This window comes from Lactococcus sp. FSL K6-0773 (genome assembly GCF_038006485.1).
Taxonomy (GTDB): Bacteria; Bacillota; Bacilli; order Lactobacillales; family Streptococcaceae; genus Lactococcus; species Lactococcus lactis.
Map to the genome: position 1 here is coordinate 415,347 of NZ_JBBOVF010000001.1, position 26,257 is coordinate 441,603.

The window sequence follows — 26,257 nt, forward strand, 5'->3', positions numbered from 1 at the left end:
CCTCACAAAAATATATTTTACTTATCTATTTTAATATGGAAAATAGAAGGTATAACTTACGTTTATGTAAGGTCAGTTTTGAGGAAATACTCATTTATATTTCAGAAATAAATTGTTTGGAGTCAAGAAATCTATAAATCGCAAAACGGTAATAAAAAAAGCGTTGTTTAGACGCTTAATCAAAATTGCTATGTCTTCCCCAATTTATTGCCATTAAAATAGTCACTATTGGCAGAGCGTACAACCAAACAAGTGATATCAGAGCTCCAGGTAGTAAAAAGACTAGAAAGATTTTAATTCTTTCCAGATTTCTCTTTCGAAGAGTAGCACTCCCATTGTATTGTTTATAAATTATTTGACCGCAAATTGCAAGTCCAAGTTAGCCAGCCAAGCTCATCTCATATGAACTCTTATAGTTGAACATTTTTCTTGGATAATGGTTCATCCAATACTCGATAGCGGCGACTTCTTCAGGGGTCGTCTTTGTTGTGCCTTTTGGCAGATGCCTACGAATCATTCGGTTATGGTTTTCATTCGTCCCTCGCTCAAAGCTCGCGTAGGCGTGTGCATAGTAAACTGGACAGCTTACGACCTCAGAGAGCCTTGCAAATTCATGGCCATTGTCAGGGGTAATGGATTTGAAGTCATAACTTTTTTGAAGTTCCACCAGCTCATCATTGACCGCCTGTGCTGTTTTCCCATCAATCAAGCGAATGATCTCCGTGCGGTATTTTCGCTCTGTGAGCGTCAAAAGCACCTTGTTCTTAGCTCTCGTAAGAATGACCGTGTCAATCTCGTAATGCCCCACTTCTAAGCGATTGTTAATGAACTCAGGCCGTTCTTCAATAGACTTGCCAAAAGGATGCTTTGGCGCACGAGGTTTGATTTTCTTTGCCGCCTTATACTGCGGATAGAAAAGATGATGACGCTTGGCTTCTAACCAGCCCCAGTTGACCCAATTGTAGAGGCTGCTCAGAGAAACTCCTTTTAGAGCCTGATGAATGACTTCCAAAGAGTCCTTGTCTTCTTTAAGACGTGTACTCACATAACAATCAATCTCAGTCGTGAGTTTACTCGGACGAACACTGTGAGCCCTCAATCCTTCATAATTTTCTTGAGCCTTTTTAGCAGAGTATTTTACCTTCCGCTTGAGCTGGATTTCCCCTCGCTTCATCTCTCTGTCAATCGTCCCATGAGCTTTATTCAATAAGCGCGCAATCTCACGGTTGCTCAGTCCTTCTTTATTGTGCCAACGTTCAATGTTTAAACGGTCTTGATTGGTCAGGTGTTTCCCTTTGCTCTGGCTTGTGATAGAATAGTCTTGCATCTGAATTTCCTTTTTATACTATTTGGTCGAACTTCTAGTATAAGAGATTCAGATGTTTTTTGCTTGACTCAAGGTGGCTAACTTCATTTTACAATTTGCGATAAATTATTTGACTGAAAACAATCAAACTAATCCAAGGAATTAAATAGGTTGAAACATAGGCTAAACTTGCAGTCAAAGAGTTCGTATGTTCTGCGTGTGCAACAGTTGAAAAGGGAAAGAGACAAACAATAAGTAGAATCCAATGATTAGACCAGAGAATTAACTCATCAATTTTATTTGATTTGATAAAAGTCATTACATGGTGCAGTGAGTTCCAAATGGAATCAAGGGCAACAAAAGTAGTGATATAAATAAGGAGCATAAGTAATACATTTGGTGAAAAAAGATTTCCATCTTCTGGAACTTTAAATTCTAAAACTGTTAGGGTCATTACTACGGCAAATATTCCGTCAGTAAGCGCCTCTATTCTGCTTTTATTCATGCTTATAATTATAGCAAAAAAAGCTAATAAACTCTGTTATAGAAAGAGCTTATTATCTTTTTATTGATATCTTATATAGTGTTGTTAGTTGAATCACGAGTGACTAGATAGAAAGACCCATCTGGCAAAACTTAATAAAATCCCACTGTTCCACTTCCACCATTTGCAAGTATTTTATTGGAAATTACACTAATTATGCAAGTATCTCCATCTTTATCAGGAAGGAAACTATAGTTTTCTGCGTCTGCACCAAAGAAAGCTTTAAAATAGGTGAGTACAGATGATTCTGTAAAGTTATTTAGATCTAATTTGGCTATAAACGAGATGTGCTATTAGTGTCAATTATATGAATGTCATTAATTTTATTTGCTTCATCATTAAAATTAATGATAATTTTTCCTTGATTGAATTCATAAGTTTGGCTAAATGGAGCAGATTCTGTTTTAGATTGTGAAAAGAATACAAAGAAATATATCTAAATAATAGATTTTTAGATTAATTTAAGCTAGAATGATTTTAGGAGGAGTATCAGATGAAAAGTTAACAAAAAGGCAATTTACTGCTATTGGAGCGGTGGCGGTTTTAATTATTGGTGGAGTAAAGACAAATACTTCTAGTTTAAAAAGTAGCTCAAAAAAGGAAATGACTTCAAAAACCAGTGAAATAAAAGAAAGTCAGAAAAGTTCAAGCAGCCAATCATCAAGTAGCAGTCAAGAAGAAACAACTCAAAGTCAGTTGAGTGTGGACACAAAGAATTTAACTGAAAATCAATTTGAGCAATGGGTACCAATCACGCAGAGCAATCAAATGCAAGATACTCATCCTCTTCGAATTACTGTTTCTAAAAGTGATAATAATTTGTATCAAGCAAAAATAGATTATACTGCGACACAAATTGATTCCGTTAACTCTTATAAAGTTAATAGCTCAGGAGAACTTGAAGCGATTGACTTTGAACATTATCCGGGAATGAAAGTTGTATCACAAAGTTTTCCAGAAATTAAACAGAATCAATTAACAACGAATCAAATAAATATGTGGGCAGTAGCTGTTCAAGATGTTTTATTTGAACAAAAGGGGTTGAAACCTGGGATTGATGTGATTTATGATTTAGAAACAGCTACTGATGATAGTATCGCAAATGTGAAGGCTTTTAAAATCGATTATACACCTTCCGCTAATGGGGGTGCCGATAATGCTAACAGAACATTAATTAACGAATTTAGAATTAATTCTGATGGTAATTTAGAGATTAAAGATGTAAATAGTGAGACTGGTTACAGAATTATATCTAAAGTTTATATGGATACTTCCATGGTTCAATAAATGACAGTTTTTAAAATGATCTAAACAATTTTTGATCTTATCAGGAATTTGTTTAAGGTCATTTTTTTATGAAAATCATTCAAAAGTTTGAGAATCATTTTGAATTTTATAATATAATATAGAATGCAGAAGGAGTATTTATGTTAAAAATTGGATCTTATATCCTATTATTTTATTTGGCTTTTAGGTTATCAAAACATTCGTTCGAATTTGAAAAAGTTAGCAGACTTGAATTAATTATTTTGTCTTTGTATTCAACGCTGATGTTTTTTATCACGATGACTTGGAGTGAAGAAAATATAATGGTGGCTATTATATTACTCTTTTTATCATTTTTGGTGGGATGGCTACAAGCTTCAAAAGTTGAATTTAAAGATGAGGGAAAAGAGGATAAATATCAGCGTCCGATTATTTTGATGAAAAAGAATTGGTCTTATATAATTGGTTGGGGTATTTTGTTTTTATTAATAATTGGTGCTCATTTTTATTCAAATTCACACATGGAAGTGGAAGAAGTAGTGACGGAATTCTGGAAAGAAATAGTTAAAGAAATTTCAATATTTGCTAGATTTAATGCTAAAGATGGTTGGGAAACTTGGTTAATAACCGGGGTTTCAAGTTTAACTTTTACGGCTTTTATAAAAAGTAAAAATAAAAAATTGGAAAAAAGTTTAGCGAGAAGAAGAAAAAATAGTTCTTTTAGTGAGTAGATATTTTTGTGATTAACAAAAGTTACCAATAAATGGTATTGAAAGCGAACTCGAAAATGGGTAGAATTATCTTATCCAATATCTCTTAGATTTTTCAAATTTCCAAGAATTTGATTTAACAGATATAATAACCAATAGTGACCTCTTGAAAGAGGTCATTTTTTATTTCAAAATGTGATATAATAATTGACAGAAATAGAGAGAATTTAAGGATATAATGATGGAAAATAGTTTAAATATCATTGAAAAAATGAATCCTAATCAAAAAATAAATTATGATCGTGTTTTTCAAAAAGTTCGTGAAAGTTGGGAAAGAGATTCTGTTCGTCCCAAAATTTTGCTTCATTCTTGTTGTGCCCCTTGTAGTACTTATTCATTAGAATACCTTACGCAATCAGCCGATGTGACGATTTATTTTGCTAATTCAAATATTCATCCGTCAACTGAATATACAAGAAGAAAAATGGTTCAAGAACGATTTGTAAAAGATTTTAATGAACGGACAGGAAATAATGTTCAATTTATTGCTGCCGAATATGAACCAAATGTCTTTTTACAAATGGTTCGTCAAAAACATTTAGAAAATGAACCTGAGGGTGGGAAACGTTGCACCTCTTGTTTTGAAATGCGATTGGATATAGTTGCTGAGAAGGCTTTAGAACTTGGTTTTGATTATTTTGGTAGTGCTTTGACTTTATCACCAAAGAAGAATAGCCAATTAATTAATGAAATTGGTCTTGACATTCAAAAGATTTATGATGTGAATTATCTTCCAAGTGATTTTAAGAAGAATAATGGCTATAAACGTTCTGTAGAGATGTGTAAAGAATACGATGTTTATCGTCAATGTTATTGCGGATGTATTTTCGCGGCTAAAGCACAAGGGATTGATTTAAAAGAACAGAATCGAGAAGCTATTAAATTTATTAGAAATCAATCATAATCATAGATTTGTATTTAAAAAATAAGAAAATAACTTGACAAAAAAGCCCATTTTTAATAAAATGAGGGTAACTTAAATATTCCAAAGGGGAGTAGCGTCGGTAAGACCGAAACAAAGTCGTCAATTCGTGAGATTCTCACCGGCTTTGTTGACATACTTATGTATGTTTAGCAAGACCTTTGCCAGTTTTGATATCTGGCAGAGGTCTTTTTTGTAAAACCTCTCATGATATCAGTTAGAAATAAAGGAGAATCATTATGCAGCCTTACAATCAATCCGTCAATGAAGTTTTAGAGGAAACTAAAAGTCAATTCGAAGGTTTGAGCCCAAAAGAAGTTAAAAATCGTCAAGCTAAAGATGGTTTCAATGAATTGAAAGAAAAGAAAAAAACTTCAACTTGGGAACTTTTTATTGATACTTTGAAAGACCCAATGGTTATCATCTTACTTTTAGTTGCTTTTGTCCAACTTTTCTTGGGGGAATTTGTTGAATCACTTGTTATTTTCATTGTTTTGATGATTAATTCAGTGGTTGCGGTCGTGCAAACTAAACGAGCAGAAAGTTCTTTAGATGCTTTGAGACAGATGTCGGCACCCTCAGCTAAAGTTTTACGTAATGGAGAGAAAACATCAATTCCTGCGCGTGAGCTTGTTGTTGGCGATATTGTTTCACTTGAGGCCGGTGATTTTATTCCAGCAGATGGACGTTTAATTGATGTTCAAAACTTACGTGTCGAAGAAGGAATGCTTACAGGTGAGTCTGAACCAGTTGAAAAATTTTCGGATGTCATTGAGGGAGAAGTTGCACTTGGTGACCGCAAGAATATGGTCTTCAGTTCAAGTCTTGTTGTTTATGGACGAGCAGATTTTCTTGTAACAGCAATTGCTGAGCAAACCGAGATTGGTAAAATTGCTCAAATGTTGGAAACTGCGGAAGCTAAACAAACGCCACTTCAACAAAAATTGGAAAAATTTGGGAAACAATTAGGTTGGGTAATTTTAGCGCTCTGTGCTTTAATTTTTGCTGTTCAAATTTTGAGACTCTTTACGACAAATCAAACGGCTGATATGCAAAAGGCTGTTCTTGATTCATTCATGTTTGCAGTTGCGGTTGCGGTTGCTGCAATTCCTGAAGCTCTTTCATCTGTTGTTACAATTGTTTTATCTGTTGGAACAAATAAAATGGCAAAACAGCATGCGATTATGCGTAATTTGCCAGCTGTAGAAACATTGGGTTCAACTTCAGTCATTTGTACTGACAAAACCGGAACTTTGACGCAAAACAAAATGACCGTTGTTGATTCTTTCTTGCCAACGCAAGGCAGTAAAGAACTGACAGATTTAACACAGGCAGACCAAAAACTCTTGCTTAATGCAATGGTGCTTTGTAATGATTCATCATTTTCGCAAGAAGGTCAGCTACTTGGTGACCCTACTGAAGTGGCTTTAATTGCTTACAGTGATAAAATCGGTTATCCATATCAAGATTTAAGAGAAAAATCACCACGTCTGGCTGAATTTCCATTTGATTCAGAACGTAAATTGATGAGTACAATCAATGATTTTGAAGGTCAGAAAACAATTTTTGTTAAAGGTGGCCCAGATGTACTCTTTAATCGCTGTAATCAAGTTTTCTTGGATGGAAAAGTGCAAGAATTTACTCCTGAATTGAAAGAGAAATTTCAAGCTCAAAATGAAGCTTTCAGTCAAAAAGCGCTTCGTGTATTAGCTTATGCTTACAAACCTGTCAGTGATAATAAGACTGAACTCACACTTACTGACGAAAATGATTTGATTCTGATTGGTCTGTCAGCAATGATTGACCCACCTCGTGAGGCTGTTTATGATTCTATTGCTGAAGCAAAAAAAGCCGGCATTAAAACGATTATGATTACGGGTGACCACAAAACGACAGCACAAGCCATTGCCAAAGATATTGGTTTGATGAACGAAGGAGATATGGCGCTCACTGGTCAAGAACTTGACGCACTGACTGAGGATGAACTTCGTGAAAATTTAGAAAAGATTTCGGTTTATGCTCGTGTGTCTCCTGAAAATAAAATTCGGATTGTTCGTGCTTGGCAAAATGAGCATCAAGTAACCGCGATGACTGGTGATGGTGTAAATGATGCTCCAGCCCTGAAACAAGCTAATATTGGGATTGCAATGGGTTCAGGAACAGATGTAGCAAAAGATGCGTCAAGTATGATTTTGACTGATGATAATTTCGTATCAATTGTTTCTGCTGTATCAATTGGTCGTGTGGTTTATGATAATATCAAAAAATCAATTAGTTACCTTTTCTCTGGAAACTTAGGAGCGATTATTGCGATTGTCTTTGCTTTGGTCGTGGGCTGGGTCAATCCATTCACTGCTTTGCAACTTTTATTTATTAACTTGGTCAATGACTCTGTCCCAGCAATTGCCTTAGGGATGGAAAAAGCAGAACCAGATGTTATGGAAAAAGCTCCTCGTCAGTTAAATGAAGGAATCTTTGCCAATGGGTTAATGCGGGTTATTTTGATTCGGGGTTCATTGATTGGGATTGCGGCGATTATTTCGCAATATGTTGGACAAAAAACATCACCTGAAATGGGTGTGGCTATGGCCTTTACAACTTTGATTTTGGCACGTACTTTGCAAACTTTTGCTGCACGTTCAAATTCACAAAATATTTTAAAACTTGGTTTTACAACGAATAAGTACGTTTTGATGGCTGTGACTTTCTGTCTTGCTTTATACAGCTTGACTACTCTTCCATTCCTCAGAGAAATTTTCTCAATTCCAGCTGCTTTTGGTTGGTCTCAATGGATTGTAGCAGCAGGGCTTGCCGTAATTGCTGTAATCTGTATGGAAATTCTCAAGTCAATTAAAGGCGTTTTTGAAAAACATTAAAATTTTAAAAAAAGTCACTGACAAAAATCTGTCAGTGATTTTTAAATACTTGAACTTTTATCATATTGATTTAAATGATAAGTTTCAATCATATTGATAAGTTTGTCAGCATAAGTGGGGTCTGTTGCATAGCCAGAATTTTGAACGGCTTTAGCAGCAGTTTTATAATCAGTTGCACTAAGAACTGAAGCATATTGTTTAGAATTCCATGTTGTTCCGTAAAGGAAAAGCTGGGTGTGTGCCGAAACTGAATCAGCAAAATTTGGATAAACACGGAAAACACCTTGGACAGTGACCCACTGACCATTTTCATATTCTTGCGTAGCAAGCGAAACCTTTGGCACATCATCAGATGCTTTGACACCAAAAAGGTTATGATATTTACTTGCAAGTTCGCTTTTGCCAAAATTAGACTCAAGACAGGCCTGAGCAATGGTGATAGAAGCTAGTACTTGACTTTCTTTTTGTGATTTTTGAGCGAGTGGAGCAATTTCTTTGATGAATTTATGTTCATTAATTTCTTGAAGTTGTGCTTCAGACGGCTTTTGTGCTTGGTTATTAAAAATTTTATTATAGACTAAGATTCCTAAAATAACTAGGAAAATAAAGATGAGCTGTTTTAACAAGGATTGACGTCGATTTGGTTTTCTTCGTCGAGTTTTATATTTCATAAAAATAGTTTAACATAAAATTCAAGTTCTTGGCTTAAAAATCAATATTTGTTATACTAAAATTAGTTAAGAAGTAAGCGATAAAATTTCTGTCAGTAAAATTTTACTGACAGCCATAAATTTTTACTGACAGAATCGGTATTGTCAATAAATAATTAAATAAAAGTCATGGAGGCAATCAAATGAATTTTTATGATTTTAGTGCCTTTAAAATGAACGGCGAAACTGTTTCAATGTCTGATTTTAAAGGCAAAGTTGTAATTGTGGTCAACACTGCAAGTAAATGTGGCTTTACACCGCAATTTGAAGGACTTGAAAAGTTGTATGAGAACTATAAAGACCAAGGATTGGAAATTTTAGGTTTTCCCTGTAATCAATTTGTTAATCAAGACGCTGGCGAAAATTCGGAGATCAATGAATTTTGTCAGTTAAATTATGGAGTCACTTTCCCCATGTTTCAAAAAATTAAAGTCAATGGTAAAGAAGCAAATCCCCTTTATCAATTTTTGAAAAAAGAAGCAAAAGGGGCACTTAGCGGGACCATTAAATGGAATTTCACAAAATTTTTAATTGACCGAGAAGGAAATGTTATTGAACGTTTTGCGCCAAAAACGGAACCTAAAGAAATGGAAGAAGAAATCCAAAAATTACTTTAATTAATTTCTTAAGGAAAAGTGTTTTAAAACTTGTAAAAGCTCAATTATTTTGCTAAACTAATAAACAATAAAACTTTTAATCTAGTCCAGAGAGGCTAGCAAGGTTGTGAACAAGAAATATTATCCTTAAAAGTTACTGACAGAACTGTCAGTAAGTTGCTAAGGCATTTTAGGACACATCTGCTAGGTTTCTGGCAGATGTTTTTGCTTTATTTATGACATTTTAATGTTGAAAATAAAGTGCGCAAGGAGCGAAGCGGGTTGTGAGTCATTTGCAACGAAGTTATGCTTTACTACAAAGGAGAAAACAAATGCCAAAACGCAATGATATCAAAAAAATCATGATTATCGGTTCTGGACCAATCATTATTGGTCAAGCCGCAGAATTTGATTATGCAGGAACACAAGCCTGTCTTGCACTTAAAGAAGAAGGCTACGAAGTTGTTTTAGTCAATTCAAATCCGGCAACAATCATGACTGACAGAGAAATAGCTGACACTGTCTATATTGAACCAATAACTTTAGAGTTTGTCAGTAAAATTTTGCGTAAGGAACGTCCTGATGCCTTATTGCCAACACTTGGTGGACAAACAGGACTTAACATGGCAATGGAATTATCCAAAATAGGAATTCTTGAAGAGCTTAATGTTGAACTTCTTGGAACAAAATTAAGCGCCATTGACCAAGCAGAAGACCGTGAGCTCTTTAAAGAATTATGTGAAAGAATTGGTGAGCCACTCTGTGCCAGTGATATTGCAACAACGGTTGATGAAGCAGTTGAAATAGCTGACAAAATTGGTTATCCTATCATCGTCCGTCCAGCATTTACCATGGGTGGAACAGGTGGAGGAATTTGTGATACCGAAGAAGAACTTCGTGAGATTGTGGCAAATGGACTAAAACTTTCTCCAGTAACACAATGCCTAATTGAAGAATCAATTGCTGGTTATAAAGAAATCGAATATGAAGTTATGCGTGATTCTGCTGACAATGCGATTGTTGTCTGCAATATGGAAAATTTTGACCCAGTTGGAGTTCACACAGGTGACTCAATCGTTTTCGCACCAAGTCAAACGCTCTCAGATAACGAATATCAAATGCTTCGTGACGCTTCACTAAATATTATTCGTGCCCTAAAAATTGAAGGGGGATGTAATGTTCAACTTGCCCTTGACCCACATTCTTATGAATATCGAGTAATCGAAGTTAACCCACGGGTAAGTCGTTCATCAGCTTTAGCTTCTAAAGCAACAGGATATCCAATTGCAAAAATGTCTGCTAAAATTGCGATTGGGATGACACTAGATGAAATCATTAATCCAGTCACTAATAAAACTTATGCCATGTTTGAACCAGCACTTGACTACGTTGTAGCAAAAATCGCTCGCTTCCCATTTGATAAATTTGAAAATGGTGACCGCCACCTAGGAACACAAATGAAAGCAACAGGCGAAGTCATGGCAATTGGACGTAACATCGAAGAAAGTCTACTAAAAGCTGTACGCTCACTTGAAATTGGTGTTTTTCATAATGATTTACAAGAAGCACAAGATGCAGATGATGAAATCCTCTATGAAAAAATGGTTAAAACACAAGATGACCGACTTTTCTATGTTTCAGAAGCGATTCGTCGTGGAATTCCGATTGAAGAAATTGCTGATTTAACCAAGATTGATATTTTCTTTCTTGATAAATTACTCCATATCGTCGAAATTGAAGACCAATTAAAAGTAAATATATTTGAACCAGAACTCTTAAAAACGGCTAAGAAAAATGGATTTTCTGACCGTCAGATTGCCAAATTATGGAACGTTAGTCCAGAAGAAGTAAGACGTCGTAGACAAGAAAATCGAACTATTCCAGTTTACAAAATGGTTGATACTTGTGCGGCAGAATTTGAAAGCTCAACGCCTTACTTCTATTCAACTTATGAATGGGAAAATGAATCTAAACGTTCAAGCAAAGAGAAAATAATTGTACTCGGCTCAGGTCCCATCCGTATTGGACAAGGAGTTGAATTTGATTATGCGACAGTTCACTGTGTAAAAGCACTTCAAGCCCTTGGAAAAGAAGCAATTGTCATCAACTCTAATCCAGAAACCGTTTCGACAGATTTCTCAATTTCAGATAAGCTCTATTTTGAACCACTAACTTTTGAAGATGTGATGAATATCATTGACTTAGAACAACCAGAAGGTGTGATTGTTCAATTTGGAGGACAAACAGCTATCAATTTAGCGGAACCTCTCTCTAAAGCTGGGGTTAAAATTTTAGGAACGCAAGTTGAAGATTTAGACCGTGCTGAGGACAGAGATTTATTTGAAAAAGCATTACAAGATTTAGAGATTCCACAACCACCAGGAGCAACAGCAACAAATGAAGAAGAAGCCGTTGCTAACGCCAATAAAATTGGTTATCCAGTCCTTATTCGCCCATCTTTTGTTTTGGGCGGTCGAGCAATGGAAATCATTAATAATGAAAAAGACCTGCGTGATTACATGAATCGTGCGGTAAAAGCTTCACCTGAACATCCAGTACTCGTTGATTCTTATTTACAAGGACGTGAATGTGAAGTCGATGCAATCTGTGATGGCACAGAAGTTCTTCTTCCAGGAATTATGGAACATATAGAACGAGCAGGGGTTCACTCAGGTGACTCAATGGCTGTCTATCCACCACAAACTTTTTCACAAGAAATTATTGATACAATTGTTGATTACACTAAACGATTAGCAATTGGTTTGAACTGCATCGGAATGATGAACATTCAATTTGTTATTTTTGAAGAACAAGTTTATGTCATTGAGGTAAATCCACGCGCGTCACGGACTGTTCCCTTTTTATCTAAAGTGACAAACATTCCAATGGCACAATTGGCGACACAAATGATTTTAGGGAAAAACTTGAAGGATTTAGGCTACACAGAAGGCTTAGCAGAAACTCCTGATATGGTTCACGTGAAAGCACCAGTCTTTAGCTTTACAAAACTAGCAAAAGTTGACAGCTTACTTGGTCCAGAAATGAAATCAACAGGTGAAGCAATGGGTTCAGATGTGACCCTTGAAAAAGCACTTTATAAATCATTTGAAGCCGCTAAACTACACATGGCAGATTATGGTTCGGTCTTATTCACAGTTGCTGATGAAGATAAAGAAGAAACGCTAGCACTTGCTAAAGATTTCGCAGAAATAGGTTATTCACTAGTAGCAACTCAAGGAACCGCAGCATTCTTTAAGGAAAATGGACTTTATGTCCGTGAAGTTGAAAAACTAGCTGGTGGAGAAGATGAAGAAGGAACATTAGTTGAAGATATTCGTCATGGACGCGTTCAAGCAGTTGTGAACACAATGGGAAATACTCGTGCCTCATTAACAACGGCTACCGATGGTTTCCGTATTCGCCAAGAAGCAATTAGTCGCGGTATTCCACTTTTCACATCACTAGATACTGTTGCTGCAATTTTAAAAGTAATGCAAAGTCGTAGTTTTACAACTAAAAATATTTAACAAATAAAGAAGTCCCAAACGGGGCTTTTTTTATTTTTAAATAAAAAAACAAAAATTACTTCAATTATGTATTAATATTCGTACACATACATTAAAGAGAGCGTTTTATTAGACTTGAGTTAGAAAAAAGGTTATAAAAGATATATAGACTACTTAGTAATTTATAAACGACAAAATATTGAAAGAGGGTCGGTGAATGACAAGAGAAAATAAAGTAAAAATATTCATTTTAAGTTTCTTTTTTATTAATATTCCCTTCCTTTTATTTGTCGAAAGGCCCATATCAGCAGATACTGCTATAGACAGTCAAAATTCAGTAGCTAATGCCTATATTAATGTGACTGCACCAACAACAAACACTTGGTCTCTTACTGCTCCAAATTTTAATTATGGCACTCAAACAGCAAGCTCGTCAGTAATCAATAGCAATGCAACGGGAGATGCAGCAATTAAAATTGTCAATTTATCTGGAACATCAACAAGTTTTTCTCTTCAACAATCAATTTCGGACTTTACTTTAGTATCTAACACTGTCGTTTTACCAGCGACTGGCTTTTATGTTTCAGTAGCGAATAGTTCTGACGGAAAACTTATTGGAAGTTCCAATGTCAACATTTTCAAACGAAATGGTGTTGTTTTGCGAAGTGGAACGGGAGCGAATGGAACGATGAATAGTGGTGCTGTGACAGCGCAACTAACAGTAGATGGAACAACTAGAGTAATTGTTACAGGTTCTTATAAAGCAACGATTACCTCAACACTTGTAACAGGACCATAGAAGGGATAAAAGATGAAAATAAAAAGATTTATTCTTCTCATGACTTTAGGATTTTTAATTATCCTATTTGGTTTAGCTCCCAAGGCTAGAGCTGCTATTGTAGGTGGAACAGTTGATACGACAGGAACAGTGACAGGCATAACAGGAGCAACCTACTATAATGTGAGCAATTGGCAAGATATGATTGATACTTATAAAGGAGTGACACCAAATGCAGCCTCAAGCAATACTGTTTTTCTTAATGTAACGGCAAATGTTCCCGGAAATAGTATTTTGAACTCTGGCAACACCGTTTCTAGTGGTAAATCTTTATCAATAAATGGAAATAATTATACGCTCTATCTTGATAATGACACGAATTATACAACGGCTCAGAGTATTGGTGGAAGTGATGGAACAGCCAGAGCTTTCGGCTCTAATGGAACGATTTCTACGGATACGACTCTAACAGTTAAGAATGCAACAATTGTAAACAATATCACGAGTGGAATTTTTCAAATGAAAGGTTTAAATGCTAAGGCTACGGCTGTATATGAAAATGTGACGGTAAGCAATGGCGATGCAATCTACGGAGCGCAACCAATTAGAAATGATAATGGAAAAGTATTATTTCGAGGAACAAATACCTTTAATATTTTACAAAATCACAATATTAATGATACAAGTTCAGCTGGGGCAGATAATCAAGGTGAATGGATTCAAGGAGGAGCCTATCTTGAAGTAGTAACTGGAACAACGACGTTGAACCAAAGTTGGGGAAATGACCAACCTTTCTACGTATATTATTCAAGTGGTGGTTCAACTTTACAAGTTGATGCCGGAGCAGCAATGGTTTGGAATCTAAATAAGACTTATACGATGTACTATGATGATGGAAGTCTATTGACAGTTGGAGCTTTGAATTGGAATATTAATGGAAGTTTTGTCATTAATGGGACTGTAAATACCTCATCTACTTATGCTGGAGGCTGGTTTATGGCCTTAAATACATTAAATAGTTGGAACTTAAATGTTGGACAAAATGCAACGCTTAAAGTGACAACAGGCGGGGTAATTAGTTTAGATGCGTTTTTGACGGGCGCAGTAAAATGGAATTTTGCACAGGGTTCAAGTGTTCTATTTAATAATTTAAATCCAAATCAAAACGTAGTTTCACTTGCTCCAGGATTAGGAAGTAGCATCACAATGACCGACCCCAAAGTTGTGACTTTTAATACAGCGGGTGGCTCAGTCTTTTCTACTACCGTTCTAACATTTCCGATTACGATTTCGGGAAGTGGCTTGCGAACCCACTCATCATCAACCGGTTATACTTTTGATTCGACTTATGACTTGATAACACCCAACAAAGGAACAATTACCCCAACGAGTTCAGATATTTGGTATCGGATGAATACGGGAACACTCACGACCTTTAACCCTACTTTACAGGTAACAAATTTAAGTCCTAATAGTTATGGAAGTGACGCATCAAGTATTGCAGCTGGGAAATATATTTCATGGTATCAGCCTCTAGGATTTCAATTAAATGCAACTTTATCAAGTATGAATCGAACGTTTAACGTTTCATTAGATCCTACTTTAACTCAAGGGACACCGGTAGATGGGTCATGGTCTTCTCTAATTAATGGTGCAAGTACTGAAACACTTGTTGTCGGTGATGATCGAGCACAAAATCCCAATATACATGTCCTTGTCAAAATGACTCAGAATAATTTTCCTAATGGACTTCAGTATTATTGGGTTGACCCAACAACTAAAACAACCAGCCAATTAATCCTTAATTCTGCTTTACAAATTGCAAGTATTACAAGTGATAGTACATTGCCATCTTGGATTAAAATGACTGGTGCAGGAAGTTGGTATACACTGACATTTCCAACTGATTCAGGCCTAAATATTAAAGCGAATAATAGCTTGTTAACACAAACTAATACTAATGCGGGAACTTTTCAGTACACCGTAGCAAATGGGCCGTCATAAAGGAGGAGAAAGTGAAAAAAGTTTATAAATTAATCTTTCTATCCATCCTTAGTATATTATTGATAGTTCAATCTAAAGTTGCTTATTCAGAAAGTCCAACCAGTGATTTTAGCGTAGAAGCTATACTTGAAGGACACCAAAAAGATAAAAGCATTACTTATTGGTGGTTGCAAGTAGAAAAAACGCAGTCAATAAATCTAAAGTTAAAAATTAGTAATGGTAATGAAGAAAATAATTTTGAAATTACATCTAATCAAGCGGTTAATAATAATAATTTTACTCTCGATTATAGCTTATCAGCAGAGGAAGTCAGTCAATATTTACATCATAAAAATTCAAATTTTAATTTCTATCAAGATATCTATTTTGATGAAACGCAAGAAGCAGGTAAATTAAAAATTACTTTGGCTCCTAATGAAGTTAGAGAAATTACGATTAATCTAAAAATTCCTAAAGAAGGAATCAAAGGTCAACTAATTGGCGGGATAAATGTCACAAAAGTGCCAAAAGAGAGCGACCGTCAAGAAGGAATCTTAAATGTTTACAGTAACGTTGTTGCTCTTGTGATGGAAGATAAAGATTACTCAGAATCACATAAACAGAATTTAGAATTTGCTTTGGAAAAATCTAATGAGAAAGAACAAGTCATAAAAATCAAAAATTCCAATTCCTTTCTTCTAAGTAATATGAATATAAAAGCGGTGATAAAAGACCAAAAAGGGGAAGTTGTTTCAGAATTTAGTAATCCAAAGACAGCAGTAGTCCCTAATGCGTCGGTAAGTATTAAACTGAATAATCAAAAAGAACTAGTAAAGGGAGCAAAATATTATTTAACAGTTGACTCCTCTAATCAGACTTTTAAGCGGAATCTAATCGTTTCTGACTCAGGGAACTTAAAGATTCTAGAGAAGAAAAAAGAAGAGATTCAGCCCTTAAATAAAAAATCAGTAGGCCTATCATTAATTCTAATGGTCGTCATATCTTCTGGCGGAATTTATGCCTATTTCAAAAAATAGTCAATCAGTTTATAAATCAAGATTGATAAAACTAGGAAGGAGATTAATGAAAATCAAATATATTCTTTGGGTTATCTGTGCACTCTTACTTTTAAATACAAGTGTTATTCTTGCTCAAGAAATTGGGGGAACTAACACGACAGGGAAAGTGGGATTTTTAGAAAAAGAACCAATTGAAAAACCACCAGTAACTTCTAGTTCGCAAGCTACTGGTCAAAGTCAAATATTGACTAATCAAAATTTACCAATTGTAGGCACTAACCAGAATGATTCTTTAATGCCTTTTGTGGTAGGATTAGTGACAATTGGAGTTGGAAGTCTAATGATTAAAAAGACCAAACGAATAAGGATAAAGGAGAACTTTAATGAAAAAAACAATACTCAGCCTTAGTGGAGTCGCAGTAATTACAGCAACACTTTTGTCAACAAGTGTTTTAGAAGTCAGTGCCGCATCAGTGGGAAGCACGACGAGTGGAGCTAATGTGGCTTTTCAACCTAAGAAAACGCCAACCAATCCGGTATCACCTGGCGATGGTAAAACGCCAATTAGTCCAACTACGCCAGGAGTTCCTAATACTTCAAATCCTGTTGCTTCAGATGATGGATTGACTTTGGATTATGTACCAGCCATTAACTTTGGTACTCACTATGTAGATGCTTCAACAGCTCATACTTGGTCAGCTTGGGCTGCAAATGATGGAAGTGGTAAAGCTATTCCGCAATTCTTGCAAGTAACAGATAACCGAGGAACAGCGACTGGTACAACAGGATGGTCAGTTTCTTTGACGCAAACAGCTCAATTTAAAGGAACGAAAGCTGGTGATTTAGTCAATGCTGTTATGACTTTTAACAATGATAAAACTAATACGGTTGTTAGTACATCAATGAATAAAGCAAGTTCAACCGTGAATACGGCAACGAATGCTCTTGTTCCAGGAACGGCAGTAAATATTTTCCAAGCAGATGCAGGGACAGGGACAGGAACAAACTTGCTTAGTTTTGGTGCGGGAGATGGTTCTACTTTGGTAACCGACCCAGAAACTTTGGATTCTGCAACGAATACAACAGGTAAGGTAGATCCAAATATTACTCTTAATGTACCAGCAGGATCTGCCAAAGTGGATACCTATACTACAACTTTAAACTGGAATCTTTATAGTGCACCAGGTAATGCATAATAGTTGATTCGAGCAACTGAGTCTCTCAAAAGGGAGACTCACCTTTTATAAAAAATTGGGGATTATGGGGGTTATAAATGAAAAAATTACAATTATTTTTATCAGCGATTTTTCTTACGCTATCATTTGGTTTGGCTCAAACTGGCTATGCTCGGACTGATGATTATACTGTGAAGCCAATTATTCCAGAAAATCAATCGAACAAAGATTTAGGATATTTTGATATTCTTTTGGGGGCCGACAAAGAACAGACTTTACAAGTTGAATTATCTAATAATACTGAGCAAGAAATAAAAATTGATGTTACCTTATCTAGCGCAGTAACAAATATGACGGGTCTTGTTGTTTATGAACCAACGGAAATAGTGGCAGATTCTTCACTGAAATATAATTTAAAAGACTATGTTAATACTCCCAAAGTTGTGACATTGCCACCTCTTACTCGCCAAAAACTGGACCTGAAAGTAAAAATGCCAAATGAAGCGTTTGATGGACAAATTGCTGGTGGAATTACCTTTTCAAAAGAGGGGCAAAATGATAAGGAAGAAGATTCAGAAGGAATTACGGTTAAGAATACCTATTCTTATACTATTGCTCTATTAATGAGGCAAAATGATAATGAGGTCTTGCCAGATTTAAAGCTAAAGACGGTCAGCCCTAGTCAAATTAATGGACGAAATGTGATTAATGTTAATCTGTAAAATCCAACGATGACTTATATCAATACGATGAACGTAAAAGCAACGATAAGTGGTATAAGTAATACAGATATAAAATATACTTATTCAAATTCAATGATGCAAATGGCCCCAAATACAAGTTTTGATTTACCTATACCAACTAGTAATCAAAGTGCGGCTACAAGGGTATCAGAACCTCTAAAACCCGGGAAATATCGCCTTCAACTTGTCGTTAATGCCAGAACGGATAATCAAGGAAAATATGAGGCACAGGTCGATAATAAAACGGCACGATATAAGTATCAATGGACCTTTGATCAAGAGTTTACAATTTCTGATAATCAAGCTCTGACGTTAAGTCAAGTTTTTAGAGTAACAAACGTAGAATTTTAATCTATTTATTTTAAGCACTTACCTTTTCAAATTGATTAGGTGTAAGATACCCTAAACTTTGATGGATTCGTTTTGAATTATAAAAGGCTTCGATGTACCAGAAAATACTCTGATAGGCTTCTTCAAAGTTCTTATATTTAAATTGATACACCCACTCTCTTTTTAAATGTCCATGCCAAGATTCAAGACTGGCATTATGATAAGGGTATCCCCTTCGACTGAAAGAGTGAGTCATCCCATAATACTTAAGCAACTCTTCATACTCTAGACTCGTATACTGGCTTCCTTGGTCAGAATGAAGAATAACAGCTTCTGGATAGTCTTGTGATTTAATGGCCTTATTTAAAGTTCTTTGCACTAATTCTACAGTCATTCGCTTGCCCAAATCCCAAGCAATGACTTTTTTAGTATAACGATCCATAATGGTTGAGAGATAACCCCATCCTTGTTGAGTAGGAATATAAGTAATGTCGGTTGACCAAACCTTATTTTTCTTTGTAGGTTCAGTCTGTATGAGATTTTTTCGATTGATGTGATCACTTAGTGAGTATCCAGGCTTAAATTTCTTAATGACTACAGACTTGAGTTGAAGTTGTTTCATTAGCTTCTGTACCAGTTTTAACCCGACTTTTTCCCCTTGTTTAAGTAGAAGATGATGAATTTTAGGAGCACCATAGATTCCTCGGTTAGCATTGAAGAGTTGAGAAATTTTGAGTGACAGGTATTGTCTCCTTAATTGAGTTTTAGATGGATGTCGGTTAATCCGTTCATAATAACTTGATTCAGGAACATCAAGGAGTTGACAGCTTAGTCTGACATTGAGTGCTAAAGTTTGTATGGTTTGAGCCATATCCGCAGCACTCACTTCTTTTTCTCGGCGAATATGGTCAATACTTTTTTTAAGATGTCTCGTTCTTCCTTAACTTTAGCCAGTTGTCTTTTTAATTCTAGAAAATCAGCTTTAGAGACGGAGCTTTCATTAGATTTAGAGTAGAGGTCTATCCATTTATAAATTGTTGCAGGGGCCACGTCGTATTCTTTAGACAGCTGGGTGACGGATTGACCAGAATGATAGAAAGCGATAAGGGTTTCTTTAAATTCTTTTGAGTAGCGTTTTTGCATGTTTTTGTCCTTTGTCTAAATTATACAATAGTGACTCTAAGATTTAAGGATAACATCACTCAAAAACTGAATGATAGTGACCCAACCGTTAAAAAAGAAAAAGACTGGACATGGCGATTATTTGTCATCGGTATATTACTACTTGTCTTATTCTTAATTATCTTATTATGGAAACGTAGAAAAAAATCTCAAAAAGAGGAAGAAGAAAAGCAAGCACTTAGAGAAAAAATAGAAGCCCAAGAAAAAATAATTGATGATTTGAATAAAAAGTGATCCCTATTTACTTCAAAATAAAAAACCTTCCATTTTAAACGGAAGGTTTTGTTATTATTATTTGATTAGTGCTGATATCATAAAAGATTAAACATTTCATAGGCTCATAATGAGGTCCTAAAACTGCAATTCAAAAGTAAGATTAGTCAGAAGTACTCTTGTTTTTTTATAAGTAAGTGCGCGTGCCTTATTAGTATAGAAATTAATGTACCAACTAAAGCTCATCAATAATAGCCAAAGTACAAACTAAAACTTTGTTTGTAAGCTAATAATAATTTTTTTTGGTAAAATAATTAATAGAAACAGATTTGAGAAAGATGAACTTTTGCAAAAAAATTATGATTATATTATTTAATAAACCTTATGATGTACTAACAAAATTTACTGACGGAGAGGGTCGGAAAACTTTAAAAGATTATATTAAAATACCAAATGTTTATGCTGCTGGAAGATTGGATAAAGATAGTGAAGGTCTACTTTTACTGACCGATGATGGAAAGCTCAATCATTTACTGACAGATCCAAAATCAAAATCTTACAAGACTTATTTGGTTCAAGTAGAGGGAGAATTTTCGCCAGAAGCAGCGCAAAAGTTGCAAAAAGGTCTTCTATTAAAAGATGGTAAAACATTGCCTGCGAAAGTAAAATTAATTGATGAACCAGATTGGCTTTGGGAACGAACTCCACCAATTCGTGAACGAAAGGCAATTCCGACTAGCTGGGTTGAAATTTCAATCAAAGAAGGAAAAAATCGGCAAATTAGAAGAATGACGGCAGCGGTCGGTTTCCCAACACTTCGGTTAATTCGTTGGTCAATTGGTCAATATTCACTGGGAAATCTAAAATCTGGGGAATATAAAATTATTCAAAAATAAAAAGGAATCATTTTGTGATTCCTTTTTATTTAGAAAGAACGTCCGCCACCAGAACCGTCACTGAAATTATTGTTATCAGAAGAAGGACGAGGGATAATTCTTGTAGTTATAAATGTGTTGACTAAAATATCTTCACGTTGATGGAGTTCTAAATTACCATTTCGACCGTAATCATAGCGCCATACGGCATGAGCGTCTTTCATTTGATAACGACGATAGATGGCCCAAACGAAGCCACCAGCTGCAATCAAAGAAATGATAAGAGCAATCAAAATTGATAAGGGTTGAAAGCTACGATGGAAAGTTACAGCTCCTGTTTCGGAATTGATAGAATACTTTCTTGATGTTGGAATTCCTGCTTGGTAATATTTAGAAACTTGGTCAAAAAATCCACTGACAGCCTGATAATAATTATTGTCAGTCAATTCGGGTTGGACAATGTCTAAGGTTTTTTCAATTCGACTTGAAGGCAAGTAGTATTTAAGATTTCCTGTTGCCCAAATATAAACTTTACGTAAGTTCATGTTAATGACCAAAACGACACCGTTGTTTTTAGCGCCTACTTTATCAGCTAGATAAGTTTTTGCCATTTGACTAGCAGGGGTAGAGCTATCTGTCGTGACAACATAGACACCCGCTTTTGTTTCATTGGCCAATTTCTGAGCTTCTTGTTCAAGGAGGGTTACATTTCCACCTAAAAGCTGAAGATTATCTTCAAGACCTGACGAGAACGTCGCCGCTGCCGTCTTTGGTGCAAGGAGTAAAAAGAAGAAGCTTAAGAAAAATAAAGAAAGAAATACTAATTTTTTTCTCATGATAGCAAATACCCCACAATAATTCCAAGAAGAAGCACTAGAATAAAGATTCCAATGGCAACTGTCCAAAGTTTTTTCTTATCAATGGGTAGAAGACCGGCTACTTTACCAGTTTGACCATTCATTGCGTAATAAAAGAGACGGTCATTGCCAGCTTCTTTATAAGTAACCAGCCAGATTGGGAGTAAAACGTAATCTTCATCGATATTTTTAATCTGCTGATTACTTTGTAAATTACTGACAGAAGTATAACCGATAATTGTTGATTCCATTAATCCGTCAGCATATTGACGAAATTCCCGTTCAACATTTTCTTTCATATCAGGGAATTCAATATCTCGTTTTTCAGTTAAAAAGCCAGAAAGATATTGATTTTTAAAAGGAATAGCAGCAGTCATATCAAAAGGCTGAACGGCGCCAACCATCTTGTCTGACAGATTTTTTTTCAAGGCATTTTTGATTAAATCCTTAAATTTTGTCTCTCCGCCCCGCTGAATCTCATATTGAGAATGCTCAGTGTATTCAGTGTCTCCAACTATCCAAACGCGTAAATTGGTGGCTTGCGCCGAAATACCGCCAGATAATTCAGCATCAACAGCCCAATAGGGGAAATAAACGCCTGACAGATTTTGAATTTGTTTTTTGTCAAAAAAGGCCTTGGGAACAAATTTTTTCTTACCGACCCAGTCTAAAAATTGTTCTTCAGCCGCTTTTCTCTCAATTTGAAAAGGGAGAATTTTTTCGGGGAGAAATTTACCAGACAATCGCTCGGTCAGAACAACCGGATTATGACAATAATAGCACCAAGTTGAAGCAGTTGTCGCATCAGTGACGATTTCTGCACCACAAGATGGACAGAGAAATAGTCCAATTTCTTCGTCAGTGTTTTCGTCAGCTCTTTTTTGGTCGCTGTCAGTAATTTTTTCCTTTTCGTCAGTCGTTTCAGCGTTACTGACAGAGCTGATAGGACTGTCAGTAACTTTTGCTGCCTCTTGCTTGGCCTCGAAATCAGAAACTTCTTGTTCCGTAAATGTTGAACCACAATATTCACAGTGAAATTTTTGATTTTTGGGTTCAAAAAGCAGTGGACCTCCACAATTGGGACATTTATGTGTAAGAACTTGGCTTTCGCTCATCGTTACTCCTTACTTTTAAGTTATGAAACCTGCTTATTTAGCAGGGGAAATTCAGTTAGAAACTAAAAGAATTTTCATCAGAAATAAATTCTTAAAAATACGCAAAGACAAGCAGCCCTAAGTTAGAACTACTTTATCTTAAATCATTATTTACATGTCTTAGAGCGCTTTGGCCACAAAAGGCTTACCACATTCAGGACAGAATTTAGGAACACCATTCGCCAAATTAACGACTGCTCCACACTCGTTACAAGCCATATTTAATTCAGGCATAACAGGAGTTGCTGAGGGTTTCGCTTGCCCACAATTTGAACAGAACTTACCGGTATTTTTAGTATTACATTCAGGACAAGTCCAAGTATCGGCCTTGTTCTCTGCTTGGGCTTGCATTTGAGCTTGGTTAGTTTGTGAAAAACCAGCTAGATTTTGTCCACCCATATTCATTCCCATGAAGGCATTTGTCGCACCACCAGTGTTTGAACCAGCAGCCTCAAGACCACGAGCAACAGCTCCTTGGACAAAACCTTCACGGATAGAAGGGTCACCAAGCATTGCGCCTTGATTACGCATGTTAATCAATTTTTGACTGTCATCAGTGTAAGAAATGCTAGCGACAGCAACGGAAACAATTTCCATTCCTCGCAACTGTTTCCAATCTTCATCAAGAACAGAGGCCATGTATTTGCTGAGCTCCATACTTTTTGAAGTTAAGAATGAAACCCGTTCGCCTTGAGCAGAATATTGGTTAATTGACGTATTTAAAGCCGTTAAAAATTCAGCCAAATACTGGTCATTAATTTCTTGAATTTCGACATGGTCAGCATTTTTAGGAATGACGTTTGCGTAAAAAGCAAGAGGGTCAGTGATTTTTATTGAATAAGTTCCATGTGTACGCAAGAAAAGCTCTGCATTATAAAAATTATCAAAGTATTGAAGAGGTGTCGCTGTTCCAAATTTAATGCCTTTAATTTCTTGAAGATTGACATAATAAACTTCTTGTTTTTGAGGAGTTGTTCCACCAAATTTGAAACGGAAGAAGCTTTCTTGAATTGAATCACGCAAATCACCATTAAAAAGACTTGGCGCAGTGTCGTTTTTGACAGTATAATATCCAGGTTCAGCGGTGTAATCAATAATTTTACCACCATCCACAAGAATCATCATCATGTTTTCATAAACGTGAACGATAGAACCGTCAGTAATTACGTCTTCGGTTCCTTTACGATTAGAACCACGTTTTGCATCTTTTCTTACTTTAATTCCCTTAGTGAAAACCGTTTGGTCTGACATTTCATTTGGCTCAATGACCTCAAGCCATTGGTCAGCCAACGCCCCACCGAGTGAACCTGTTGCAGCTTTAATAATTCCCATGTATTCTTTTACAAACAAATTCAATTCAAAACAAAATTTTAGAGAATGAATTTGCCTTCCTTTCCTTTAGTGAATAGCTCAGCTATTTGACTTAATTATATCAAATTTCTCTGACGAAACCTATCAATTATTTGAAAATTTACTAAAATCAGACTAAAGTCGGAATTTATTGATTCTCTCCTGTTTCTTTAAATAAATTCTTGTATCATAGGATTAACAAGTTAAGGCTTGCATTTTATCAGATTTATAGATATAATAGACAAGTTATAACTTTCGTACAGATAACATAAATTATGTTGAATTATACAGAGGCGAAATTATTATTTTAGGATAATAATTTCGCCTCTTTTTGTTTAGTTTTAGGAGATTTTATTGCATGAATAAAAACAACCATTTCCACTTATTAGGGGCAGTGATTGCTACAGGGATTTTGTCATTTTCTGGCGTTTTGATTGAAACGGCGATGAATGTGACTTTTCCAACGCTGATTAATGAGTTTGGACTTTCTACTTCAAAAATACAATGGGTAACGACGATTTATCTGCTTGTGATTGCGATTACGATTCCGCTCTCTTCTTATTTTAATGAGCGATTTTCAGCAAGAAAACTTTTCTTGGTCGCTAATCTTATCTTTTTAGTTGGGGTTTTGACCAACTGTTTCTCACCAAATTTTGCCATGCTATTATTTGGCCGACTTTTACAAGGGGTGGGAACCGGGATTGGTTTACCTCTGATGTTCCACCTGATTTTGACTAAAGCACCACTTCATAAAAGAGGAATGATGATGGGGATTGGGACTTTAACGACTTCCATCGCTCCGGCTATTGGCCCAACTTATGGAGGAATTATTTCTAATTCGCTTGATTGGCGTTATATCTATATTTTCCTTTTACCTTTGGTGGTAATTTCTTTAGTGCTTGGTTTGGCTTGTCTTCCAAGAGAAGGGGAAAAAACGCCCAAGAAATTGGCGCTTCGTCCAGTTATTGCATTATCAATCATGTTCTTTGCTTTCATTTCGGCTCTAAGTGCAGAGCATTTAATGACTTTCGCCTTACTCTTTATTGTAGGATTGGTTGGAGCTTTCTTGTTTGTTCAATTCAACCGCAAAGAAAGTTTAATTGATTTAGGAATTTTGAAAAATCACCGATTTGTGGCGCTAATTTTCAGTCTTTTAGTATATCAAGCTTTGCTATTAGGTCTATCTTTTGTTTTACCAAGTTTTATTCAAGTTTCTGCGGGATTTAGTTCATCAGTGGCGGGCCTATTTATGTTTCCTGGAGCTTTGATTGGCGCAGTTTTAGCACCAATTTCTGGGAAAGTTTTGGACCAAATTGGTGCCAGAAAACCAATTACGACTGGTTTGATTTTAGCAGCCCTTGGTCTTGCTTTGCTCTTCGTCTTTTTACCAACAAAAAGTCTTGCTTTACTCTTGGGGGCACACATTGTCTTGATGTTAGGTCTTGGGATTTCATATAGTAACTTAATGACTTGTAGCTTGAGCACTTTAGCTACTGACCAACTTTCTGATGGAAATGCTTTGGTCAATACTTTGCAACAATTTATCGGTGCAGTAGCAACAGCAGTTGTCGCAACGACACTTTCAATTTTCCAAGGACTCAATGGCTTCAAAGTTGGAACAAGTCATGGAACTTCAATTATTTTAGCTCTATTTTTCATCTTGATTATCGTGAGTTTAATTGTCAGTTTCCCAAATTTGAAAAAAATTAGAGCCAATCATTAAAAAAATCTTTGACGAATGACACTTTTTTCGTTATAATATTTTAAAACCTTTAACTAAGTCCAGAGAGGCTTGCAAGGATACGGAAAATTTAATTTGGTTTACTGACAGCTTAAAGATGAACTTTTTTAGCGCATTTATTCTGTCAGTAAATTACCAGTTTTTTAGTACACTTGTAAGTTCTCTTACAAGTGTTTTTTTGTGTCAATTAAGGAGTTGTCAGTAAATCTGAACTTTCTGTCAGTAAAATTCGATTAACATGAGCATTTTATCGATGAATAAAAGAAGGTTCAGCAAGCTGAACTTTCTGTCAGCAATGCGATTAACATGAGCATTTTATCGATGAATAAAAGAAGGTTCAGCAATCTGAACTTTCTGTCAG

The 26,257-nt window shown here is 35.7% G+C and carries 21 protein-coding genes and 1 pseudogene; 15 read left to right on the plus strand and 7 right to left on the minus strand.

The genetic code is table 11. From position 1 onward, the window contains the following. Positions 1–379: 379 nt before the first annotated feature. Both MHB61_RS02095 and MHB61_RS02100 read right to left on the minus strand, forming a co-directional pair. Positions 380–1,327: an IS30 family transposase gene (locus MHB61_RS02095; RefSeq protein ID WP_003130410.1), complete on the minus strand. Its 948-nt coding sequence runs from the start codon at positions 1,325–1,327 to the stop codon at positions 380–382. An 88-nt stretch (positions 1,328–1,415) separates the two neighbouring features. After that, complete coding sequence (locus tag MHB61_RS02100) at positions 1,416–1,811, minus strand: TMEM175 family protein (RefSeq protein WP_249351735.1); 396 nt, start codon at positions 1,809–1,811, stop codon at positions 1,416–1,418. A gap of 510 nt (positions 1,812–2,321) precedes the next feature. Here MHB61_RS02100 and MHB61_RS02105 point away from each other — a divergent pair. The 4 genes from MHB61_RS02105 to yoaB all read left to right on the plus strand — a co-directional run bounded on the left by MHB61_RS02105 (position 2,322) and on the right by yoaB (position 7,684). Then, a complete protein-coding gene (locus tag MHB61_RS02105) occupies positions 2,322–3,137 on the plus strand; it encodes a hypothetical protein (protein ID WP_003132438.1) in 816 nt (271 codons plus the stop codon). Between the two features lie 140 nt (positions 3,138–3,277). Further along, positions 3,278–3,847 (plus strand): hypothetical protein, encoded by a 570-nt coding sequence (locus MHB61_RS02110; RefSeq protein WP_137016156.1) that lies wholly within the window; start codon positions 3,278–3,280, stop codon positions 3,845–3,847. Between the two features lie 220 nt (positions 3,848–4,067). After that, positions 4,068–4,790, plus strand: coding sequence for an epoxyqueuosine reductase QueH (locus MHB61_RS02115; protein WP_170959144.1), 723 nt, complete (start codon positions 4,068–4,070; stop codon positions 4,788–4,790). A gap of 257 nt (positions 4,791–5,047) precedes the next feature. Next, positions 5,048–7,684: a cation-translocating P-type ATPase gene (gene yoaB / locus MHB61_RS02120; protein WP_010905909.1), complete on the plus strand. Its 2,637-nt coding sequence runs from the start codon at positions 5,048–5,050 to the stop codon at positions 7,682–7,684. Positions 7,685–7,725: 41 nt separating this feature from the next. Here the strand turns inward: yoaB and MHB61_RS02125 are convergent, their stop codons facing one another. After that, positions 7,726–8,355, minus strand: a complete 630-nt coding sequence (locus MHB61_RS02125; RefSeq protein ID WP_010905908.1) for a glycoside hydrolase family 73 protein — start codon at positions 8,353–8,355, stop codon at positions 7,726–7,728. A gap of 182 nt (positions 8,356–8,537) precedes the next feature. Between MHB61_RS02125 and MHB61_RS02130 the strand changes: the two genes are divergently transcribed. The 8 genes and pseudogenes from MHB61_RS02130 to MHB61_RS02165 all read left to right on the plus strand — a co-directional run bounded on the left by MHB61_RS02130 (position 8,538) and on the right by MHB61_RS02165 (position 18,545). Further along, positions 8,538–9,011 (plus strand): glutathione peroxidase, encoded by a 474-nt coding sequence (locus MHB61_RS02130; protein WP_003132431.1) that lies wholly within the window; start codon positions 8,538–8,540, stop codon positions 9,009–9,011. A 311-nt stretch (positions 9,012–9,322) separates the two neighbouring features. After that, positions 9,323–12,517: a carbamoyl-phosphate synthase large subunit gene (carB, locus tag MHB61_RS02135; protein WP_010905906.1), complete on the plus strand. Its 3,195-nt coding sequence runs from the start codon at positions 9,323–9,325 to the stop codon at positions 12,515–12,517. A 196-nt stretch (positions 12,518–12,713) separates the two neighbouring features. After that, positions 12,714–13,295, plus strand: a complete 582-nt coding sequence (locus tag MHB61_RS02140) for a hypothetical protein (protein ID WP_003132425.1) — start codon at positions 12,714–12,716, stop codon at positions 13,293–13,295. Between the two features lie 12 nt (positions 13,296–13,307). After that, entirely contained in the window at positions 13,308–15,278 is a 1,971-nt protein-coding gene (locus tag MHB61_RS02145) for a hypothetical protein (protein WP_003132424.1), read from the plus strand. A gap of 11 nt (positions 15,279–15,289) precedes the next feature. Continuing rightward, entirely contained in the window at positions 15,290–16,294 is a 1,005-nt protein-coding gene (locus MHB61_RS02150; protein WP_003132423.1) for a DUF916 domain-containing protein, read from the plus strand. A gap of 46 nt (positions 16,295–16,340) precedes the next feature. Next, positions 16,341–16,685: a hypothetical protein gene (locus tag MHB61_RS02155; protein ID WP_003132422.1), complete on the plus strand. Its 345-nt coding sequence runs from the start codon at positions 16,341–16,343 to the stop codon at positions 16,683–16,685. After that, positions 16,660–17,472, plus strand: coding sequence for a WxL domain-containing protein (locus MHB61_RS02160; protein WP_003132421.1), 813 nt, complete (start codon positions 16,660–16,662; stop codon positions 17,470–17,472). The genes MHB61_RS02155 and MHB61_RS02160 overlap by 26 nt, the downstream gene beginning before the upstream one ends. A gap of 77 nt (positions 17,473–17,549) precedes the next feature. Further along, positions 17,550–18,545 (plus strand): annotated as a pseudogene (locus MHB61_RS02165) (DUF916 and DUF3324 domain-containing protein). A 10-nt stretch (positions 18,546–18,555) separates the two neighbouring features. Here the strand turns inward: MHB61_RS02165 and MHB61_RS02170 are convergent. After that, positions 18,556–19,667 (minus strand): IS3-like element IS981 family transposase gene (locus tag MHB61_RS02170; protein WP_124175202.1). Its coding sequence is split into 2 segments (ribosomal slippage): positions 18,556–19,451 and positions 19,451–19,667, totalling 1,113 coding nucleotides; the frame shifts between segments, so codons are not numbered across the junction. Here MHB61_RS02170 and MHB61_RS02175 point away from each other — a divergent pair. Together MHB61_RS02175 and MHB61_RS02180 are read left to right on the plus strand one after the other, a co-directional pair. Then, the gene (locus MHB61_RS02175; RefSeq protein WP_259762171.1) at positions 19,662–19,940 is read left to right on the plus strand and encodes a cell surface protein; all 279 of its coding nucleotides are present in this window, start codon (positions 19,662–19,664) and stop codon (positions 19,938–19,940) included. The genes MHB61_RS02170 and MHB61_RS02175 overlap by 6 nt on opposite strands. 338 nt (positions 19,941–20,278) lie before the next feature. Further along, a complete protein-coding gene (locus MHB61_RS02180) occupies positions 20,279–20,815 on the plus strand; it encodes an rRNA large subunit pseudouridine synthase E (protein ID WP_031296465.1) in 537 nt (178 codons plus the stop codon). 29 nt (positions 20,816–20,844) lie between these two features. Here the strand turns inward: MHB61_RS02180 and MHB61_RS02185 are convergent, their stop codons facing one another. The 3 genes from MHB61_RS02185 to MHB61_RS02195 all read right to left on the minus strand — a co-directional run bounded on the left by MHB61_RS02185 (position 20,845) and on the right by MHB61_RS02195 (position 24,137). Further along, positions 20,845–21,630: a TPM domain-containing protein gene (locus tag MHB61_RS02185; protein WP_003132416.1), complete on the minus strand. Its 786-nt coding sequence runs from the start codon at positions 21,628–21,630 to the stop codon at positions 20,845–20,847. Next, a complete protein-coding gene (locus MHB61_RS02190) occupies positions 21,627–22,766 on the minus strand; it encodes a hypothetical protein (protein ID WP_003132415.1) in 1,140 nt (379 codons plus the stop codon). Before MHB61_RS02190 ends, MHB61_RS02185 begins: the two co-directional genes overlap by 4 nt. Positions 22,767–22,925: 159 nt before the next feature. Further along, positions 22,926–24,137, minus strand: coding sequence for an SPFH domain-containing protein (locus tag MHB61_RS02195; RefSeq protein ID WP_003132414.1), 1,212 nt, complete (start codon positions 24,135–24,137; stop codon positions 22,926–22,928). Positions 24,138–24,513: 376 nt separating this feature from the next. Between MHB61_RS02195 and MHB61_RS02200 the strand changes: the two genes are divergently transcribed. After that, positions 24,514–25,878, plus strand: a complete 1,365-nt coding sequence (locus MHB61_RS02200; RefSeq protein ID WP_003132413.1) for an MDR family MFS transporter — start codon at positions 24,514–24,516, stop codon at positions 25,876–25,878. The last annotated feature ends 379 nt before the right edge of the window (positions 25,879–26,257 follow it).

What these genes read in the sequence shown, in the direction of transcription:
- MHB61_RS02130 (WP_003132431.1), top strand. Translation starts at nt 8,538, where the DNA reads ATGAATTTTTATGATTTTAGTGCCTTTAAAATGAACGGCGAAACTGTT.
- MHB61_RS02125 (WP_010905908.1), bottom strand. Translation starts at nt 8,355, where the DNA reads ATGAAATATAAAACTCGACGAAGAAAACCAAATCGACGTCAATCCTTG.
- MHB61_RS02095 (WP_003130410.1), bottom strand. Translation starts at nt 1,327, where the DNA reads ATGCAAGACTATTCTATCACAAGCCAGAGCAAAGGGAAACACCTGACC.
- MHB61_RS02110 (WP_137016156.1), top strand. Translation starts at nt 3,278, where the DNA reads ATGTTAAAAATTGGATCTTATATCCTATTATTTTATTTGGCTTTTAGG.
- MHB61_RS02200 (WP_003132413.1), top strand. Translation starts at nt 24,514, where the DNA reads ATGAATAAAAACAACCATTTCCACTTATTAGGGGCAGTGATTGCTACA.
- MHB61_RS02190 (WP_003132415.1), bottom strand. Translation starts at nt 22,766, where the DNA reads ATGAGCGAAAGCCAAGTTCTTACACATAAATGTCCCAATTGTGGAGGT.
- MHB61_RS02105 (WP_003132438.1), top strand. Translation starts at nt 2,322, where the DNA reads ATGATTTTAGGAGGAGTATCAGATGAAAAGTTAACAAAAAGGCAATTT.
- MHB61_RS02160 (WP_003132421.1), top strand. Translation starts at nt 16,660, where the DNA reads ATGAAAAAAACAATACTCAGCCTTAGTGGAGTCGCAGTAATTACAGCA.
- MHB61_RS02185 (WP_003132416.1), bottom strand. Translation starts at nt 21,630, where the DNA reads ATGAGAAAAAAATTAGTATTTCTTTCTTTATTTTTCTTAAGCTTCTTC.
- MHB61_RS02180 (WP_031296465.1), top strand. Translation starts at nt 20,279, where the DNA reads ATGATTATATTATTTAATAAACCTTATGATGTACTAACAAAATTTACT.
- MHB61_RS02100 (WP_249351735.1), bottom strand. Translation starts at nt 1,811, where the DNA reads ATGAATAAAAGCAGAATAGAGGCGCTTACTGACGGAATATTTGCCGTA.
- MHB61_RS02140 (WP_003132425.1), top strand. Translation starts at nt 12,714, where the DNA reads ATGACAAGAGAAAATAAAGTAAAAATATTCATTTTAAGTTTCTTTTTT.
- carB (WP_010905906.1), top strand. Translation starts at nt 9,323, where the DNA reads ATGCCAAAACGCAATGATATCAAAAAAATCATGATTATCGGTTCTGGA.
- MHB61_RS02115 (WP_170959144.1), top strand. Translation starts at nt 4,068, where the DNA reads ATGGAAAATAGTTTAAATATCATTGAAAAAATGAATCCTAATCAAAAA.
- MHB61_RS02195 (WP_003132414.1), bottom strand. Translation starts at nt 24,137, where the DNA reads ATGGGAATTATTAAAGCTGCAACAGGTTCACTCGGTGGGGCGTTGGCT.
- MHB61_RS02155 (WP_003132422.1), top strand. Translation starts at nt 16,341, where the DNA reads ATGAAAATCAAATATATTCTTTGGGTTATCTGTGCACTCTTACTTTTA.
- yoaB (WP_010905909.1), top strand. Translation starts at nt 5,048, where the DNA reads ATGCAGCCTTACAATCAATCCGTCAATGAAGTTTTAGAGGAAACTAAA.
- MHB61_RS02145 (WP_003132424.1), top strand. Translation starts at nt 13,308, where the DNA reads ATGAAAATAAAAAGATTTATTCTTCTCATGACTTTAGGATTTTTAATT.